General features: G+C 61.8%; 12 protein-coding genes and 1 CRISPR repeat array. Of the genes, 2 read left to right on the forward strand and 10 right to left on the reverse strand.

All coding sequences use genetic code 11. From position 1 onward, the window contains the following. Position 1: 1 nt before the first annotated feature. Positions 2 to 997, reverse strand: coding sequence for an FAD binding domain-containing protein (locus A7W11_RS19920; RefSeq protein ID WP_066419291.1), 996 nt, complete (start codon positions 995 to 997; stop codon positions 2 to 4). A 5-nt stretch (positions 998 to 1002) separates the two neighbouring features. Next, on the reverse strand, positions 1003 to 1500 hold the full coding sequence (locus A7W11_RS19925) for a (2Fe-2S)-binding protein (protein ID WP_066417773.1): 498 nt from the start codon (positions 1498 to 1500) through the stop codon (positions 1003 to 1005). A gap of 306 nt (positions 1501 to 1806) precedes the next feature. Then, positions 1807 to 3848: direct repeats of the CRISPR family, unit length 29 nt; unit sequence CGGTTCATCCCCGCATGCGCGGGGAACAC. Between the two features lie 270 nt (positions 3849 to 4118). Between A7W11_RS19925 and A7W11_RS19930 the strand changes: the two genes are divergently transcribed. Together A7W11_RS19930 and A7W11_RS19935 are read left to right on the forward strand one after the other, a co-directional pair. Continuing rightward, positions 4119 to 4421: a hypothetical protein gene (locus A7W11_RS19930; RefSeq protein ID WP_066419292.1), complete on the forward strand. Its 303-nt coding sequence runs from the start codon at positions 4119 to 4121 to the stop codon at positions 4419 to 4421. Continuing rightward, positions 4418 to 5014, forward strand: a complete 597-nt coding sequence (locus A7W11_RS19935) for a DUF6036 family nucleotidyltransferase (RefSeq protein WP_066417776.1) — start codon at positions 4418 to 4420, stop codon at positions 5012 to 5014. The genes A7W11_RS19930 and A7W11_RS19935 overlap by 4 nt, the downstream gene beginning before the upstream one ends. A gap of 150 nt (positions 5015 to 5164) precedes the next feature. Here A7W11_RS19935 and cas2e read toward each other — a convergent pair whose 3' ends face one another. The 8 genes from cas2e to A7W11_RS19975 all read right to left on the reverse strand — a co-directional run bounded on the left by cas2e (position 5165) and on the right by A7W11_RS19975 (position 14117). Beyond that, a complete protein-coding gene (cas2e, locus tag A7W11_RS19940) occupies positions 5165 to 5461 on the reverse strand; it encodes a type I-E CRISPR-associated endoribonuclease Cas2e (RefSeq protein WP_066417780.1) in 297 nt (98 codons plus the stop codon). Further along, entirely contained in the window at positions 5461 to 6348 is an 888-nt protein-coding gene (gene cas1e / locus A7W11_RS19945) for a type I-E CRISPR-associated endonuclease Cas1e (protein ID WP_066417783.1), read from the reverse strand. Before cas1e ends, cas2e begins: the two co-directional genes overlap by 1 nt. A 28-nt stretch (positions 6349 to 6376) precedes the next feature. After that, a complete protein-coding gene (gene cas6e / locus A7W11_RS19950; protein ID WP_066417787.1) occupies positions 6377 to 7051 on the reverse strand; it encodes a type I-E CRISPR-associated protein Cas6/Cse3/CasE in 675 nt (224 codons plus the stop codon). Then, positions 7048 to 7815 (reverse strand): type I-E CRISPR-associated protein Cas5/CasD, encoded by a 768-nt coding sequence (gene cas5e, locus A7W11_RS19955; protein WP_066417789.1) that lies wholly within the window; start codon positions 7813 to 7815, stop codon positions 7048 to 7050. The genes cas6e and cas5e overlap by 4 nt, the downstream gene beginning before the upstream one ends. A gap of 3 nt (positions 7816 to 7818) precedes the next feature. Then, complete coding sequence (gene cas7e, locus A7W11_RS19960; protein WP_066417791.1) at positions 7819 to 8856, reverse strand: type I-E CRISPR-associated protein Cas7/Cse4/CasC; 1038 nt, start codon at positions 8854 to 8856, stop codon at positions 7819 to 7821. Continuing rightward, positions 8853 to 9473 (reverse strand): type I-E CRISPR-associated protein Cse2/CasB, encoded by a 621-nt coding sequence (casB, locus tag A7W11_RS19965; protein ID WP_066417800.1) that lies wholly within the window; start codon positions 9471 to 9473, stop codon positions 8853 to 8855. Before casB ends, cas7e begins: the two co-directional genes overlap by 4 nt. Next, on the reverse strand, positions 9470 to 11032 hold the full coding sequence (gene casA / locus A7W11_RS19970; RefSeq protein ID WP_066417806.1) for a type I-E CRISPR-associated protein Cse1/CasA: 1563 nt from the start codon (positions 11030 to 11032) through the stop codon (positions 9470 to 9472). Before casA ends, casB begins: the two co-directional genes overlap by 4 nt. A gap of 304 nt (positions 11033 to 11336) precedes the next feature. Then, the gene (locus A7W11_RS19975) at positions 11337 to 14117 is read right to left on the reverse strand and encodes a CRISPR-associated helicase/endonuclease Cas3 (RefSeq protein ID WP_066417813.1); all 2781 of its coding nucleotides are present in this window, start codon (positions 14115 to 14117) and stop codon (positions 11337 to 11339) included. Between the last annotated feature and the right edge of the window lie 121 nt (positions 14118 to 14238).

Genomic DNA, 14238 nt, shown 5'->3' on the forward strand with positions numbered 1-14238 from the left:
CCTAGGCGTTGTGCGGCGGCACCGCGGTGGACAGGGCATGCGCCAGGCAGCGGCGCGCCAGTTCGATCTTGAAGCCGTTGCCGCTTTGCGGCACGGCATCGCGCAAGGCATCCTCGGCGGCCTGTGCATAAGTGGATTCATGGGGAGCCTGCCCCACCAGTCGCTGCTCGGCCTGTGGACAACGCCAGGGCCGCGTGCCGACGCCGCCCAATGCGATACCGGCCTGATCGATGCGGCCGTCGCGGACATTCAGCACCACGGCGGCGGAGGCCAGCGCAAATTCATAAGAGGCGCGGTCCCGCAGCTTCAGGTAGGCAGAAGTCGTGCCCGCCGGCAGCGCGGGCAGCACCACGCCGACGATCAGCTCACCGGGCGCCAGCACGGTTTCGCGCTCGGGCGTATCGCCCGGCAGCAGATAGAACTCGTCCAATGCAATGCTGCGCAGGCCGCTCACGCCCTGCACCTGCACGCGAGCGCCCAGCGCCATCAGGGCCACGTTCATGTCCGACGGATTGGTGGCGATGCAATGCTCGCTGGTCCCCAGCACGGCCAGGTTGCGATTGAACCCTCCGATGGCCGAACAGCCCGAGCCCGGTTCACGCTTGTTGCAGGGCGCGGCGCGATCGCGGAAATACACGCAGCGCGTGCGTTGCAGCAGGTTGCCGCCCGTGGTGGCCATGTTGCGCAACTGCGCCGACGCGCCGGCCAGCAGGGCCTGCGACAGCACGGGATAGTGTTCGCGGATGTGGGGATGATGCGCCAGGTCGGCGTTGCGCACCATTGCGCCGATATGGACCTCGCCATCGGCCGCCACCTCGACCTGATCCAGGCCCAGGCGATTGATGTCGACGACGTGCGTGGGCGTCTCGACGTCCAGCTTCATCAGATCGACGAGCGTGGTCCCGCCGGCCAGGAAACGCACGCGGGCGGGCTCGGAAGCAGCCAGGCGGACGGCCTGCGCCACGTCGGTGGCGCGGCTATAGTGAAAATTCTGCATGGCGTTCACCTTTTCCCGCGGACGTCCTGAATGGCCGCCACGATGTTGGAATAGGCGCCGCAGCGGCAGATGTTGCCGCTCATCAGTTCGCGCACCTCGTCGTCGTGCGGACCGCACGGTTCGTTCATCAGGGCGGTGGCGGACATGATCTGTCCGGCCGTACAGTAGCCGCACTGGTAGCCATCGTGCGTCACAAAGGCGGCCTGCATCGGATGCAGCGCGTCGGGCGAACCCAGGCCTTCGATGGTGGTGACCTGGCGATCGTCGGCGACCAGCGCCAGTGTCAGGCAGGCGTTGACGCGCCTGCCATCGAGATGCACGGTACAGGCGCCGCATTGGCCATGGTCGCAGCCCTTCTTGCTGCCGGTCAGGTGCAGGGTTTCACGCAAGGTGTCCAACAGGGTGGCGCGTGGGTCGAGCCGCAGGATATGCGGGGTGCCGTTGACATGCAGGGTGACGTCGACAGCGCCCGTGGCCGTGGCGGTGGGAGAAGAGTCAGGCATGGGGGGACCTCCGGATGGATCGGGAGGTGGCAGCAAGCTGCATGCCTGCAAGGGAAGGAGGCGGAATCGCGCCAAGGGGCGATAGGTGGTCGTCCAGGGAACGGACGCCGAGCTGAAATTTGGATCGTCGACGGGTTACGGGGTAGTGGCGGTCGTCTTTTTTAGTCAGTTGGCTGAACTCCAGTCAACGGCCAAGAGCATGTGCGGGGAGTACGGAGAGTCCGCAGAACGGCGAGCTGATCGAAGTCGGCATCGCATGCATGAGGAACACACGCGCTGACTCAAGTCCTTGGGGTGGCCGGTCACCGGTTCGTCCCTGCATACGCGGGGAACACGATTGCAGCGTGGCCGGCGCGATGTAATTCGCCGGTTAATCCCCGCATGCGCGGGGAACACGTCGACATTTTGGCGCTGGGCATGCTCACCGTCGGTTCATCCCCGCATGCGCGGGGAACACCCAACCCCGCCAGTCTCGACCCCCAAAGGGGGCGGTTCATCCCCGCATGCGCGGGGAACACAAATCTAAAATGTGCATTCGCATTATTTCCACCGGTTCATCCCCGCATGCGCGGGGAACACATCAATGCAGCGCTGCAGGCGCTAGGCAGCGACGGTTCATCCCCGCATGCGCGGGGAACACATCGACGGTAATGCCGGCGTGGTCCTTTTCGCCGGTTCATCCCCGCATGCGCGGGGAACACCTCGTCGATCTCGATCTCGAAAACCTCACGGCCGGTTCATCCCCGCATGCGCGGGGAACACGAGAAGGCCAAGTTGTCGCAATCCGAGATGACCGGTTCATCCCCGCATGCGCGGGGAACACCTGATGGACGGACGGCGCAATTCTCCGGGCGGCGGTTCATCCCCGCATGCGCGGGGAACACATGCCCTCGGGCGCGTTGTTCTCCGGCTCGGCCGGTTCATCCCCGCATGCGCGGGGAACACGTCGAAACGGATACGGGTGCCCCGTATCCGAACGGTTCATCCCCGCATGCGCGGGGAACACAGCTTCACGCGGCGCGCCTGGCGGTGGATGCTCGGTTCATCCCCGCATGCGCGGGGAACACTCACGACGGTTCCATTGTTCCAGCAGCAGCGGCGGTTCATCCCCGCATGCGCGGGGAACACGCCTGCCGCAATGTCACCCATGCGGCGCGATTCGGTTCATCCCCGCATGCGCGGGGAACACCGGTCGCTGGTCAACACCCGTTCGCCCGGCCGCGGTTCATCCCCGCATGCGCGGGGAACACGCCGCCGTGGTCAATCGCGAGGTCGAGAAGCGCGGTTCATCCCCGCATGCGCGGGGAACACCACGCGGGCCGCCTGGTGCAGCTTTTCCGCGGCGGTTCATCCCCGCATGCGCGGGGAACACTTCATCACGTCTTCAGGGTCCAGGCCGGTAGACGGTTCATCCCCGCATGCGCGGGGAACACACCAGATAGCGGCGCTGCAATCGACAACGCAGCGGTTCATCCCCGCATGCGCGGGGAACACGTAGTACGGTCCCCGTCAACCTATCGCGTCCTCGGTTCATCCCCGCATGCGCGGGGAACACCCATATTCAGACACCAGCACGCGCTGGTATTCCGGTTCATCCCCGCATGCGCGGGGAACACTGATGATGTGATGGTTGGACGGGTTCGTGAGGCGGTTCATCCCCGCATGCGCGGGGAACACTGGGGCACGGGCATTGAACAGCAGATGATCGGCGGTTCATCCCCGCATGCGCGGGGAACACTTTGGCCTCACCGACGTTGACGCGTGGGCCCGCGGTTCATCCCCGCATGCGCGGGGAACACATTCCGCCTTTTTGTCGGAACCGCGTCACGTACGGTTCATCCCCGCATGCGCGGGGAACACGAACACCCGGTGACGTATCAGCACGTCGAGGACGGTTCATCCCCGCATGCGCGGGGAACACCGCCTTGGCCATGTCCCGCAGTTCCACGTTGCCGGTTCATCCCCGCATGCGCGGGGAACACAACTGGCGTCCATACAACACGATGGTGACGAACGGTTCATCCCCGCATGCGCGGGGAACACTCCACCTCATGCGCGACCAGGGGCAGCGCGCGCGGTTCATCCCCGCATGCGCGGGGAACACGGCTACAGCGTCCGCTACGCGCTCCGGTGTGGCGGTTCATCCCCGCATGCGCGGGGAACACGCGCAGCTGCGCCACAGCCCATCGGGCCAGGTCGGTTCATCCCCGCATGCGCGGGGAACACCGCTCAATGGCCGGGCAGTACTCGGCCGGGACCGGTTCATCCCCGCATGCGCGGGGAACACATCCGGGTAACCGCTTCGTCCAGCGTTTCGCTCGGTTCATCCCCGCATGCGCGGGGAACACTCTTAGCATAACCTCTTATTTCCAAAGAGAAATTTAGACCTAAAAAATTCTACCGATTCTTTAGCAAAAAATTTGCAATACAAAAACCACGTCGACAATGACCCATCGGACCGATCTGCCCCCTTATCTATCTTTCAAAATACCCAATCAGTGAAAAATCCGAGGAATCGGCAGTTCACCTGCCACTAGAGAGGCCAACGCCCCCTTCCCTATCCCAACACGTTGGCCAGTGCCATAATTCTCGAGACCCCCTCGCCTCCCTACCTCATCATGACCGCTCGCGACCTGGAACAAGCCGTACTCGACCGCTGCATCAGCGGCGCGCTGGGTCGCGTCGATACGGCTCAATCGCAAACAGAAGCCAGCGTGTTTCGCTTTGCTGCCATGGCACTGGATACAGCGAACAAGACATGGTCCACAGCCCTTTGGCATGCCAGCGATGCGTACTTCTCCAAGTACCCGGGCGACGCCCCGGCACCGCTGGCTGATCTGATCCGCACAGGCCACGTGTTGTCCGTTTCACGGCTGCGAGACATGTTGTTGATGCAACTCAGTCGGCAGGTGGCTCATTGAAGAACGAACGTAACTTCTACCTTGATACCGAACTCGGCAAAGGCCTGAAGACTCTATTCAACGAATTGCAGTTTCGCCTTCAACTTCAGGCGCCGATCAAGGTCTACATCGCGGGCGGTATCGCGATTCACCTCTACACCGCATACCGCGTCAGCATGGATGTGGATGCCGAATTCAGCGCCCGACTGCACTTGCCTGCAGACTTGGGCATAGAGGTCATGGGACCGAACGGCCGGCCCCTATGGCTGCACTTCGACACCCAGTACAACTCCACCTTCGCGCTCATGCACGAAGACTATCTGGATGACGCAGAGCGCGTTCCCCTCGCAGTGGAGTACTTCGACATCCACGTACTGTCTCCTGTCGACCTGGCCGTCAGCAAGATTTCTCGATTTGCAAAGAACGATCAGGAAGACATCTCCGCGCTTGTATTGCATGGGCTGACAACAGCAGATGCCATCGAAAAACGCGCACTTGATGCATTACCGGGATTTGTAGGTAACGTGGGGCCGCTCAAGCTGAATATCCGCGATGCAGTGGAAATTGCTCGTCAGGCAGAGGCTCGAAAATTTGATGGTGCGGCGAAGGGGTAAACACCGTCCCAGCAGCAGGCACTACCCGTCGGCCTCTCAATAGGGTGGGTCTGGTTCATCCCCGCGTGCGCGGGGAACCTTTAACGTAAGTTCTTCTTTTTAAAGATCAAATCTCACGCCAAAAATTCTACCGATAGATTTCTCAAAAACTCACCCCGACGCTTCCACCGGCTGAAACGCCACCAGCCGCAGCCCATCAAACTCCACAGGCATCCGCCTGTTTTCCCCAAGTGTCTGGAATTCATACCCGGATTCGCTGGAACTGGCCCACGCCATGACCACGTTTCCGCCCTCATGGCCTTCGCTCAACTGTTCCCAGATCACTTCGCGTGTGCGCGCAGTCACGTCCCCGATGTAGACACCCGCACGCACCTCCAGCAACCAGATAGCCATGCGCCCCCGCAGTCTTGGAGGAACGTTCTCGGTAACAACGACAACGAACGCCACTACTGCACCCGATGTCCGACGTCACCCAGGCCAACCGCGTTCGGGATCGCTGGGGGGACGGATTCCGGCGGCGCCGCTGGCGGTGAAATCTCACCCGCAGCCAACACCTCTTCGATCGTAGGAATGATGCGAGCCAGCAGCTTGCTCGAGCGAAAGATGTCCCGGCATGCCAATCGCACCTGGCGCTCGGGCTCAGGGCCCGCATGGGCGGCAATCTTGAATGCCGCGGGCACGACCGTCTCGAACTTGAACAAATCGGCGACGTCATACACGAACGACAGCGGCTTGCCGGTATGGATGAATCCCACAGCGGGGGCATACCCTGCAGCCAATACCGCCGCTTCGCAAATGCCATACAAACAACTCGTGGCGGCGGAAAGGCAGCGGTTGGGGATATCGGCAGCGTCCCACTGCTTCTGATCATAATTGCGGGACTGCCAATCGACCCCGTACTGACGAGCCAGCAGCTTATAGGTCTCGCGCACACGAGCGCCCTCGATACCACGCAATTGCTCCACGTTGCGGCGAGCCGGCGCCGGCTCTTTGAAGCGCAACTCGTACATCTTGCGCACGACCTTCAGCCGCAGCTCATCATCCAGCGCAAGCTTGGCCTGGTAAAGCAGCCGGTCGGCACGTGCACCGCCAGGTTGGCCGCTGGCATACAAGCGCACGCCCGCCTCGCCCACCCACACCAGCAGGGTGCCGACAGTGGATGCAAGATGCACGGCAGCGTGCGATACACGCGTGCCGGGCTCCAGCATGATGCACGCCACGGACCCGACGGGAATGTGCGTACGCACACCCGTCTGGTCGACCACGACGAACGCTCCATCCAATACGTCGATCTGCCCGTACTGGACGAAGATCATCGAAACACGGTCTTTCATGGGCAATGGCCTCAGGCGTGGCAACATGCTAGTCGACGCGCTTCACCAGCAGGAGCCCGCAGCCAAAGGCCCGCGCATGGCCGACTCCCTCGCGCAAGGCACGGCCCAACAACTCGGCATCCTCGACATAAGCCACACCTTGATAGTCCAGAGACGAGAACTCGATACTGCGCTGGCGGTGCCGCAACTTGTGCTGCGTATAAGCCTCGGCAGCCACGGTCTCGGGCTGAACCGCAAGCCCCCAACCTTCCGCCTTGCGCAACAACCAGTCCACCGCAGCCTGTTGAATGAAATCAGCGCGGTGCTCAGGCTCGCCGTCATACGTCTGCTTGGCATTCATCAGCACATCATGCCGCTTGCCCGGCGCATCGGCATGTGCCCGACGCGTCACGACGGGATTGGCGCGCAGGTCGAAACGTAGGCAAGCGCCCTGCTCCACCAGGGGAGCGTACGGTTTGGACTGCAACCGGAACAGGCCGGGCACGTCCTGCGGAGGACGGGCAGAGACGACGTAATAGATATCCTTGCCGCCCGCCACCTGGTTTCTGCGAAATACGAAATCCCTGGGCTGTTCGTCGCCGGCAAACAGCTTCCACATCAAGGCGTGATCGCGGTATGCCTCGCCATGCCTCGCCAGGCTGGCTAACAGCGCCATGTCGTCTGGCCACTCCACCAGTTGAACGCGAGAAAAATAATGGCTCATTGCCCGTCCTCCCCTGCCAAGTGGACGGACTCGCGGCGCGGCACGAACTGCCAGCGGCGGCGGGACAAGGGCTCGTCGTTCCGCTCGGTTTGAAAACTGACGGGCATGCCCGCCTCCATGCCGGTCTCCCAGTAATAGCGCGCCTGGCCGGGGCGGAACGCCCATTTATCCGACGCGCTGGGCCAGGCTCCGGGGGCAGACTTCTTCGGCAGATCCGTCAAGGAAGAATGCACAGCCGAATCCAGTGCGAGGCGCAGCGTTTCCGCCTGCACAAGTTGCGGGCCAAGCGGCAGAGCCAATGGGCATGACTTGCGTCCCAGATACAGCGGAAACACCGGACGACGCAAAGCGTCCGCCAACTGATCCAGTGGTCGTGGCGCATTCTCGCGTGCAAGAACCGCGACCACGGCAATGCTGTCGCAGCGGTATTCGCGAGAGGACAGCAACGTGCCAAGACGGCCATCGTCAATCAACTCTTGCCGCCGTGTGCGGTATTGCATCTTGGCTTGCTGCGGCGGTGCCTGTACGGTGTGATAGTCGCGCAAAGGCGAACCCACACTGACAAGCTTCACGCCGAACTGATAACCGGCGGTCAGCGCTGCTTGGCCGTCATCGTCGGTACGCTCGATGCCCAAGGCTGCGCCCAACAAGCCCAGCAGCGCGGATCGCGAAGGATGAACCGCCGAATGGCGCGACTCGCCGACGGCGATTTCCCCCCAACTGGCCAGCGGGCCATACAGGCGAAAGACCAGATAGTCCGCCATGGTTTATTCCGCCGCGACGAACGCCACGAGGTCCTTCATCGTGCCCTGACCTTCCAGCACGTCGATCTCATAACGTGCATCGGCGCAATCGCCATAGACGGCATCCATGTTCTTCTGCAGCTTGCGCAGCACCGCGATGGCATCGCTGGCGTAGTTGGCGCCCGCCACCGGTTGGACGAAGGCCAGCGACAGCGAACGCGGCTGCTGGGCACCCTTTTCAGCCAGGGCATAGTGCGCGCGGGCACGGCTGGCAAAGCTGTTCTGCTTGCCGCTGGGCCCGATGGTCAAGACGGCTTCAATCAACGCCGCCAGCGCCTTCTGGGTATAGGCATCGTCACCGCCCAGGTTTTTCTTCAATCGATCCCGGTCGATGCAGATGTACTGGTAAAAAACGGCCGCGGCGAAACCGGCTTCGCCAACGTGGCCCGCGCCGGACTCGCTATCCGGGTTCAGGTCATCGACGGCGGTGAAGTAGTCGTCTTCGATGGCAGAGGCATGCACACCGAAAGCATGCGCCACCTGCACGGCAGCCTCGCCATTGAACTCGGTCTTGGCCGCCAGCATGCGACCGAACATGGCGATGTCCACGGCGTGCTGCATGTGCAGCAAGCCCTTCAGTTCTTCTTCGGTGGGCTCACGTTTTTCCTGAGCGACCTTGGCGATCAGGGCGTCCAGCGTCTCACGCTCTTCCGGAGCAATGTGAACCAACTGTTCGATTTCGAGCGGCTGGTCTTTCTTCACCGCGCCATACACCTTGGCGATCTGGGATGCCCACTCGGTGGCCTTCTTCTCCGCAATGCCGGCGGCAACGAATGCCTTGAATGCATCGTGGCCCAGCCGCTTGGTGCGCGTGCCGATACTGCCCGCCAAACGCTGCTGGAAGACCTCGGAAGTGCGCCAGGCCCGCTTCAGGCTTTGCGAGGATATTCGCAGGCGCTCCACGCCCCCGACCCGAGCCGTCTTCGGGTTGCCCGCATCATCGCGGTTCAGGTTGGAAGGAGGGTAGGACGTCAGCAGGTGCAATTGGATGAAGCGCGTCATGCCGGATTCTCCGAGGTGGTGTTCTGTTTGTCCTGCTTTGCCGCCCGGGTCTGGGCCGGCAGGTAATAGTCGCGAGCCCAGCGGCTCTTCATTCTGGATGCTGGGTCGACATAGAATGTCTTGCGTTCGACGGCCCACGCGATGATGTCGTCGGCCAATTCGGCCACGTCGGCCTTGCCGTCGGCCAGTTGCACGGCGCGGCACATCATGCGGTAGAAGTCTTCGTCGGCCTCCGCACGCATCAAGCGGGTGAAACGCAGCTCGCTCATGTTCGGCTGCTCTCCTCCGAGGCGAGTCGCCAATCCCCTGCCGTCCGGCGCGTCTTCCCTGACATGCGCCAGCACACCTGCCACCATCCCGATAGCCGCGTAGCCATTTTTGAACTGCTCGTACTTTTTCTGGGCTTCCAGCTCCAGCAACGGGCCAGCCAACCTCAGGGCCGCCGATTCGGTGATGAGCTCTTCAATCGTGGAGCACCGACGCAATTGCGCCCTGGCCTGGCGTCCCAATCCCGTCAGCACGGGCGGCAGCTTGGCGGGAATGTCGCTGGGGTGGATGGCGCGATACCAGTCGCGTACCCATTTGCGTTGAGCATCGTCGAGATATCGAACCGTCATGCCGCCTCCTTCTGATAGGCCTTCACGATTTTCCAAAGCTCCTTGGCAATCTTGTTGGCGTTGAGCCACTTGCGAAGCTCTTCGCGTTGACGAACGATGCGCCCCATGTTGCCGTCCTCGATGGGAACGCTTTCCACCCATTGATCGAACAGGCGCAAGGCGATGCGGCTGACGTCCGTCAACCAACTGCGATAGATGCCGGCCACAGCGGCATCGTCATCCATGCGGATGTCGGCAAGCTGCTTCAACAAGGCATAGAAACCGGGTTCGGATGCTTGCCAGAAACTTTGCGGTACGGCGGGATCGCTGGGCACATCGCCGGGGCGGCTGAATCGCGCAGCCTTGACGTGGCTGTTGAGCAGCTTCGCTGCCTCGGTAGCCAATTCCAGGACGGATCGCACGGCGCTGATGAACGCGCGTTGCTGAGCCGGCTCGATCTCGTGCAGAGGCAACGTGGCGTCGTACCAGCAGCGCGCCTTCATGTTGTCCATGTCGAAACCGAAACACCACAGCCTTGCGGGGACGCGCTTGGTCAAGTGCTGGTTGAAGTGGCCGACAATCCGTGCAGCCTCTCGGTGGTCGGCAGCACTGCCAAGCGCCAGGCCCAACCAATGCCGATAGCCGATGCCGCCTTTCTGGCCCTTGATGGACAACAACCCCGTCTTGGGATCGACGCTATAGGGTGTCAGCGGATGCTGCCAGGCGCCGGTGTAGTTGATGCCGTAGTTCTTCGTGCCGTAATGGCGGACGACCGTGTCGGTGTCTGCGCCACACAGATCGCAACGGCTATGTGGTGCGGCCTCGATCTCCAGGCTGATTCGGCGTGGCGTGCTCCAGTACGCCTGCAAACGGTGTACGTGCTCGGGCGTGGTGTCAGTACCGGTCTTGGCTTCGCTGGTGCGCGTCCTGGCCATCCACGGCAGCGCGTCCGACAGGCGTGGCAACGCGCCGTACCCCAGGGCATCTTCCGGCAGAACGTTCAGCCAGAGCTTTTGCCACAAGGTGGCATCCGGCGCGTTCGGCACGAGCAAGGTCGTCAGCGGACCGCCGCCGCGTAATGACACGCGATGCCCCGCGCCGCCGCTGGGCGCATTGATCTGCAATGTGAACAGCGCCATGGCGGCGCAAGCAGGACAGATCTGCTCGACCCTGCCGCGCTTGATGAAGTGATCGAGGTTGTCGCGGACGGTCTTGTCGCCCGGAGACTCGATCAGCAGGTTGGCGATGCTCTTGCTTTCCACATCACCCAGGTCGTTGTCCTGCATGAAGCGCCAGGAGTCGCCGTCCAGGTTGAAAGCGGAGGCGTAGGGGGCCAGGGCGGCTTGCAGCTCGGCTTCGGTGGGCGGGGTATCCCAAAGCTCCTGCCAATGTTCCTGGTCTTCAGGCGCCAACGCCGTTTGCAGAACACCGATCAAGAATTGATATGCCGCGCCGCGAAAATCGGGACGGGGGGACCAGATGTCGGTCCATCTCGGGTCAGTCAACTGCGCAAATGAAGCTTGATGATGCGAGCCGTCTTGCTGGGCAAGGCGAAAGGGCAATGCACTAAGCAAGTTCATTCATCTCTTCCGAAAATGGATTTTGATTTTCAAAGTGATCTTTCGTAGACCCAGCAACCCGCAAATGATGAGACCCAACAGCAGCTCTTCTGAACGCATGATGATCGCTCCACTGAGGTGATGGGCTGAAGCCTAACACATATCTAAAGACGTACCTACAAAGTTCTTTATATAAATCTTGGCACCCTATCGATCGATTCCTGTCTAGTAAGATTCCGGTAGATTCCCCGCGCATGCGGGGATGAACCGACGTAACTACATAGGTCGGCTGTGTTCCCCGCTCTTGCGGGGTTAGCGTCGGGGCTCAGGCCCCGGCGCGCTGCAAATCATTCAGTACGCCCCCCATCACAGCGTCATAACGGAAGTGCAGCTCGCTCCCGCCCTTGCTCACCACTTCAGCAAAGCCCACACCAGATTGATCGACAAGCACAGGCAGAACCAACGCAGGTTCATCCAAGAGTCTGGAGGAACGTCGCAACAAAGCCACGCTATCCTCGAACCGATCTCCCCAATGAGAGGACAAACCCTCCACTCGACTCGCCTGCACTCGTAGCGCAGACAGTTCCCACGCCAACGCTCCACCCGAGAACCACGGCACCAGCCCTGCGTCAGTCACTCGTGCCAAATACACCACGACCGAATCTTCATCGCTGAGCCGGGTCGGCACCACGGTGTCCTCATGCCACTGCCGATTGCTGTCGTTGCTGTACCCGCGTTCGATCTCCAGCGCATTGAAGTTCGCCTGGCTGATGTGCGCCATGGCTTCGCCTTCTTGCCGCGATGAAGCCTGCAACAGCGCGTCAGGAATCTCCTGTGCATCTGCGCCGTAGACCCCCTCGACCAGCGTACGCACCGCGCCCGGCTGTCCCGGCTCGCCAGGACTGACGATCTCGCCTGCCGCGCAAAGCACTTGCTGGGTCAGCCAAAGACGCCCGGTATTCGGATAGACCGCATTGGCGCCTGGCAGCACGGCCTTGTACCAATCCGCGCGCGGGGCCATGTCGGGTCGTGGCCCGAAGATGTACAGAACTGGCGCCTCGCGCCCTTCATGTCCAGCGGGATTCCCTTGCGCGTCACGGCGATGACGGTGAAGACGGCCCGCACGTTGAATCAACAGATCGATAGGCGCCAGATCGCTTATGAGGACATCGAAATCCAGATCGAGCGATTGTTCCACCACCTGAGTCGAAACCAGTATCCGGCCCGCACGTTGTTCAGCCGATGACTTTTTCCCGTACGTCGCCAGCACCTTATCTTCGATCGCAAGCCGATCGCCCATCGCGTATCGGCTATGGAACAAAGCGACGTGCGATGCGCCCTCTTTTTGCAATCCCTCATATGCCCTGCGCGCGTCACCCACGGTATTGCGTATCCAGCAGACACTGCGGCCCGCCTGGGCCTGGGCCAGAACAAGCCGCTGCACTTCCGCCTCGTCGTGCAACCACTGCACCGTCACCGTACGCTTCACCTCGGGACGGGTATCGCAGGGATACGCCGACACATGAGCATGCGCATGGGTGACCAACGGATAGCGCCCATCGTCTGGGACGTCTCCCGCATCCGCACCCCGACCACGCATGAATGCCTGCACCAGCTCGCGCCGCATATCCGCAGGCAAGGTCGCGGACAGCAGCACCGCGCTGCCGCCCTGGCTGGCGTGCGCTTGCAACAGCCGCGCCAACAACGTGCGCATGTAAGGATCGTAGGCATGGACCTCATCGGCCACCAACACCTTGCCCGCCAAGCCTGCCAGACGCAGCGATTGATGCCGCACCGGCAACACCGCCAGCAGCGCCTGATCCAACGTCCCGACGCCGACGTGCGCCAATAACGCCTTCTTGCGGTTATCCGCCAGCCAGGCGCTGCATTGTGCGGTGGCGCTGCCTTCGCCAGGGCTGTAATCAAGGTCCGTCAGAGGCTGGCCGGGCACCAGGACACTTTCTCGAAAGGCATCGATCATCTGGCGCGCGCCGTGCGACAACACCAGGGAGGGCGATGCGCCTGGCTCGTAGAGCGAGCGGTACACGCTTCCGACCCGCGCGTACATCTGATTCGAGGTCGCCATGGTGGGCAGGCCAAAATAAAAGCCCTGCGCCTTGCCTGTGACCATCAACCGATAAGTCAGCATCAACGCCGCCTCGGTCTTGCCCGCCCCTGTCACGTCCTCGAGCAGGAATAGTTCCGGGCCCGGCCCCAAAGGCAGCTCGGCCGCCAGACGTTGCAATGGCGTAGGAGTATCCAGATAGCCGAACAGGTCGGCGGGTCTATTCCACTGCCGAACCGGGGCGGGACCAAGACCCGCCGCAGCAAGCGCCTCGCGCGCGTTGGGCTGCGCCACCTCTGCCCAATAGCGGTCCAGCGGCATGGGCTCATCGTGATAACGAAAGAACCGCTGGTCCGAACCCAGCCAATCAGCCAGCACGATCATGCCGGCCAGACGCCAGGCATGGCGTTTCAGTATGGGGATCATGTTGCGCGTGGGCGCCGGCATATCCCGCACACGGATCAACTGCGCGGCAGCAGCGACGAACTGATGCGCTGCTGCGACGTCATCCGCGTGGAAATAATCTTCCGCCGACAACTCCGACCAACCGTTGCGCGCGGTTTCCATGGGCGGGCTGCCATGATGGCCCGCCACGGCTTTTATCCAGGCAGCCCAGAATCCTGAACCAGGATTGCCGAGAATACCTTCGGGAAAATTCAGGGAAAGATGGTCTTTCCACAGCAACCATCCCATCGTGTCATGCCGGCACGACCGATACTGCTTCGAGGCGATGGGCGGCACCAGCGTGGGCGACAGGTGGGGGGCCAGGCCCTGAAAGGCGCGGGCAAACTTGCCGAGGTCGTGCAATGCGCTGAAGAAGGTGTTCAGTTGGCGGACGCTGGATAGATCCCAATCCAACTCTTGCGCCAAGCCACTCAACTCGAATGCGGGTAAATGACTTAACGCTTCGGCGACGGCGGCAACGTCGAGAGCGTGATAAGCCAGCAGATGGTATGAGGGTGAATCGCCCCCGGTTTCAGGACGAGCTTTACCCCAATAGGCAGACAGATATACAGGGAAAGTCGATGGAACGAGCACCATAAATCCGATTCGGGGCGGTTGCCAGACAATTGACTGGCGAGCGGAATCGAAAATCAGATGCTTCGCCGCCTTCTTTCTAATTCAGGATGGAATATTTTGTCAATTTATAAACATTAAGTTT

The organism is Bordetella ansorpii (genome assembly GCF_900078315.1).
Classification (GTDB): Bacteria; Pseudomonadota; Gammaproteobacteria; order Burkholderiales; family Burkholderiaceae_B; genus Bordetella; species Bordetella ansorpii.

Excerpts from the sequence above, each read along its gene's own strand:
- A7W11_RS19920 (WP_066419291.1), bottom strand. The coding sequence starts at position 997 with ATGCAGAATTTTCACTATAGCCGCGCCACCGACGTGGCGCAGGCCGTC.
- A7W11_RS19925 (WP_066417773.1), bottom strand. The coding sequence starts at position 1,500 with ATGCCTGACTCTTCTCCCACCGCCACGGCCACGGGCGCTGTCGACGTC.
- A7W11_RS19930 (WP_066419292.1), top strand. The coding sequence starts at position 4,119 with ATGACCGCTCGCGACCTGGAACAAGCCGTACTCGACCGCTGCATCAGC.
- cas1e (WP_066417783.1), bottom strand. The coding sequence starts at position 6,348 with ATGAAAGACCGTGTTTCGATGATCTTCGTCCAGTACGGGCAGATCGAC.
- cas6e (WP_066417787.1), bottom strand. The coding sequence starts at position 7,051 with ATGAGCCATTATTTTTCTCGCGTTCAACTGGTGGAGTGGCCAGACGAC.
- cas5e (WP_066417789.1), bottom strand. The coding sequence starts at position 7,815 with ATGGCGGACTATCTGGTCTTTCGCCTGTATGGCCCGCTGGCCAGTTGG.
- cas7e (WP_066417791.1), bottom strand. The coding sequence starts at position 8,856 with ATGACGCGCTTCATCCAATTGCACCTGCTGACGTCCTACCCTCCTTCC.
- casB (WP_066417800.1), bottom strand. The coding sequence starts at position 9,473 with ATGACGGTTCGATATCTCGACGATGCTCAACGCAAATGGGTACGCGAC.
- casA (WP_066417806.1), bottom strand. The coding sequence starts at position 11,032 with ATGAACTTGCTTAGTGCATTGCCCTTTCGCCTTGCCCAGCAAGACGGC.
- A7W11_RS19975 (WP_066417813.1), bottom strand. The coding sequence starts at position 14,117 with ATGGTGCTCGTTCCATCGACTTTCCCTGTATATCTGTCTGCCTATTGG.